The 2951-nt window shown below is 74.6% G+C and carries 3 protein-coding genes; 2 read left to right on the forward strand and 1 reads right to left on the reverse strand.

Going from position 1 to position 2951, the window contains the following annotated elements:
- The first annotated feature begins 7 nt into the window (after positions 1-7).
- Positions 8-739, forward strand: a complete 732-nt coding sequence (locus tag ACWEFJ_RS10990; RefSeq protein ID WP_378087567.1) for a FadR/GntR family transcriptional regulator — start codon at positions 8-10, stop codon at positions 737-739.
- 18 nt (positions 740-757) lie between these two features.
- Here the strand turns inward: ACWEFJ_RS10990 and dacB are convergent, their stop codons facing one another.
- On the reverse strand, positions 758-2308 hold the full coding sequence (gene dacB / locus ACWEFJ_RS10995) for a D-alanyl-D-alanine carboxypeptidase/D-alanyl-D-alanine endopeptidase (RefSeq protein ID WP_449713639.1): 1551 nt from the start codon (positions 2306-2308) through the stop codon (positions 758-760).
- 209 nt (positions 2309-2517) lie between these two features.
- Between dacB and ACWEFJ_RS11000 the strand changes: the two genes are divergently transcribed.
- Complete coding sequence (locus ACWEFJ_RS11000) at positions 2518-2934, forward strand: cold-shock protein (protein WP_378087571.1); 417 nt, start codon at positions 2518-2520, stop codon at positions 2932-2934.
- Positions 2935-2951: the final 17 nt, after the last annotated feature.

A 2951-nucleotide genomic window follows, 5' to 3' on the forward strand; every position in this document is an offset into this window, starting at 1 on the left:
TGCTGCCGTGCCGGTACCACGCCAGGAGGGCGGCGACGCCCTGCACCGCTCCGTGCTCGACACCCTCGGGCTCCAGATCACCAGCGGTGATCTCCCGGAGGGCCGGGTCCTGACCCTCGACGGCATCCGCGAGCGGTTCGGCGTCTCCCGGACGGTGGCCCGCGAGACCATGCGGGTGCTGGAGTCGATGGGCCTGGTGACGTCCCGGCGGCGGGTCGGCATCACGGTGCAGCCCGCGTCGGCGTGGCACGTCTACGACCCGCGGCTGATCTGGTGGCGGCTGGCGGGCCCGCACCGCGACGCGCAGCTGCGGGCGCTCACCGAGCTGCGGATCGCGGTCGAACCCGTGGCGGCGGCGCGGGCGGCGTGGAACGCGTCGGCCGGGGAGCGCGACCGCCTGCTCGACCTGGCCGGGCGGATGCGCCGGCTCGGCGAGGAGGGCCGGCTCGACGAGTTCCTCGAACTCGACGTCGCCTTCCACGCGCTGCTCCTGGAGTCCGGCGGCAACGAGATGTTCGCCGCGCTCACGAACGTGGTGGCCGTGGTCCTGCGCGGCCGGACGAGCCTGGGCCTGATGCCGGAGAAGCCCGTGCCGAGCGCGCTGGACCTGCACGAGGAGGTGGCGCGGGCGGTCGCGTCCCGTCACCCCGAGGCGGCCGAGCTGGCCATGCGCGCCCTGGTGGCCGAGGTGCGCGACGCCGTGGTCCCCGTCAACGGACCCCACGCGGTCCCGCGCTGACCCGGCGCGCGGGACGCCCTAACAGGACTTGGTCCAACCGCACTCCAGCTCGACGGGGTGGTCCGGGGCGGGCGCGATCCGCACCGCGGCCGCGTCCTGCCCGTCCCGGTGGCCCGCCAACCGCACCGCGACGGCGTCCTCGACCGGCTTCGCCGACGTGAGCGTGTTGTTGCTGATCATGGCGAACACCAGCGGGACGCCGTCCGCCGTGGTCACGTACCCGGACAGGGCGCTGACGCCGGTCAGGCTGCCGGTCTTGGCGCGGACGTTGCCCTCGGCCGGCGTGCCGCGCATCCGGTTGCGCAACGTGCCGCCGACCATCCGGTCGCCCGCACCGGCCACGGGCAGCGCGTCGTACCAGCCCGGGAACCACGGCTTCGCCCTGGCCGCGAGCAGCAGTGCGGCCACCTGGTCCGGCGCGACCTGGTCCATCCTGGACAGACCGGAGCCGTCCCGCAGCGACAGCGCCGCCGGGTCCACGCCGAGCCCGGCCAGCCGCGCCGTCATCGCGCGCAGCCCGGCGGTCCAGCTCCCCTCGCCGAACACCGCGCGGCCCGCCGCCTTCACCAGGACCTCGGCGTGCATGTTGTTGCTGAGCTTGAGGAACGGCACCATCAGCCGCGACAGCGGCATCGACAGGTGCTCGGCCAGCACGCGCGCGTCCGCCGGGGTCGCGCCGAGGCCCGTGCCGCCGAGCACCCGCACGCCGTGGCGGGCGAGCGCGTCGTGGAACAGCGACGTGGCGAACCCGGTCGGCTCCCAGACCGTGCTCCACTCCGACACCGCCGCGCCGCCGGCGGGGACCGTGCCGCGCACGTCGATCACGTTGGCCCCGTGCCGGCGCTCGACGGTCACGCTCGACGCCGACCCGGGCGGCCCGGTGACCGCGGTGCTGACCACGGTGACGTAGTCCGTCGGCGGCTCGGTGGTCACGGTCGCGGGCGCGCCCGCCGCGCCGGGCGCGACGCGCACGATGACGGTCCCCGCGTCGTAGTCGGTGTCCGGCGAGACGGTCAGCGCCGAGATCTGGGCGTTGTAGTAGTACGGCTCGTCGTCCCACGCCCAGCCGGTGCCCAGCCGCACGTCGTCGAACCACGTGTCGTCGGCCAGGAGCCTGCCCCGGACCAGCTTGACGCCGCGGCGCGCGACCTCGGCGGCCAACGCGTCGTAGTCGGCGGCGAGCACGGTCGGGTCGCCGGTGCCGCGCAGGTGCAGGTCGCCCGCCAGCACCCCGCCGCGCACCGGCCCGGACGCCGCCGCGGTGGTGCGGAACCGGTGGTCGGGGCCCAGGATCTCCAGCGCGGCGGCGGAGCTGAGCAGCTTGCCGTTGGACGCGGGCTGGCCGCGCCGGTCGGCCCCGGAGGCGAACAGCACCGCGCCGGTCCCGGCGTGGCGGACCACGAGGCCCACGTCCGCGCCGTCGAGCGAGGGGTCGGTGACGATCGCCTGGAGGTCGCGCCGCAGCGCGTCGTCGGCCTGCGCGGACGCGGGCGCGGCCAGGTCGGCGGCCGGCGCGGCGACGAGCAGGGCGGCGGCGAGGACGAGCGCGAACGACCGTGATCGGGGCATGGGTGCTCCTCCGGGTGCGCGGGTTTTCGGCGAAGATTGTCCACCTGCCGTGATGCCTTGTGAAGGTTTGACACACCCGTCGGGGGTCGGGCTGCGGGCACGCGGGAGCTGAAGCATGCTGGAGCCCCGGTCAGTCGTCGTCCGGACGCGTTACGATCGCGGTGCGGTGGCCACGGGTGTGGCACATGCGGCGGTAAGGGGTTGCGGTGGTGGTCAGGGGCAAGGTCGTCCGGTTCGACGAGGTGCGCGGGTACGGCTTCGTCTCGCCCGACGAGGGCGGCGAGGACGTCTTCATCCACGTCAACGACATCGACTTCGACAAGCGCCTGTTGGCGCCGGGCGCCCTGGTCGAGTTCCTGGTGGAGCTGGGCGAGCGCGGCCCGAAGGCGTCCCGGGTCAGCCTGGTGCGCGAGGCGTCCCCGCGTTCGGGCACGTCGACCTACCCGTCCGGCGACGACGTCAACGGCGGGGACGTGTACTGCGAGGTCGTGTCGACCAAGCGGTTCCTGCAGGAGGTCACCGAGACGCTGCTGACCTCCGCGCCGGGGATGACCGCGGAGCAGATCCTGAACGTGCGCAAGAACCTGGTCGGGATGGCCCGCAAGTACAACTGGATCGAGGACTGAACGGCGCCCGCGAGCCC

Source organism: Actinosynnema sp. NPDC004786, from assembly GCF_053601135.1.

Excerpts from the sequence above, each read along its gene's own strand:
- dacB (WP_449713639.1), bottom strand. The coding sequence starts at position 2,308 with ATGCCCCGATCACGGTCGTTCGCGCTCGTCCTCGCCGCCGCCCTGCTC.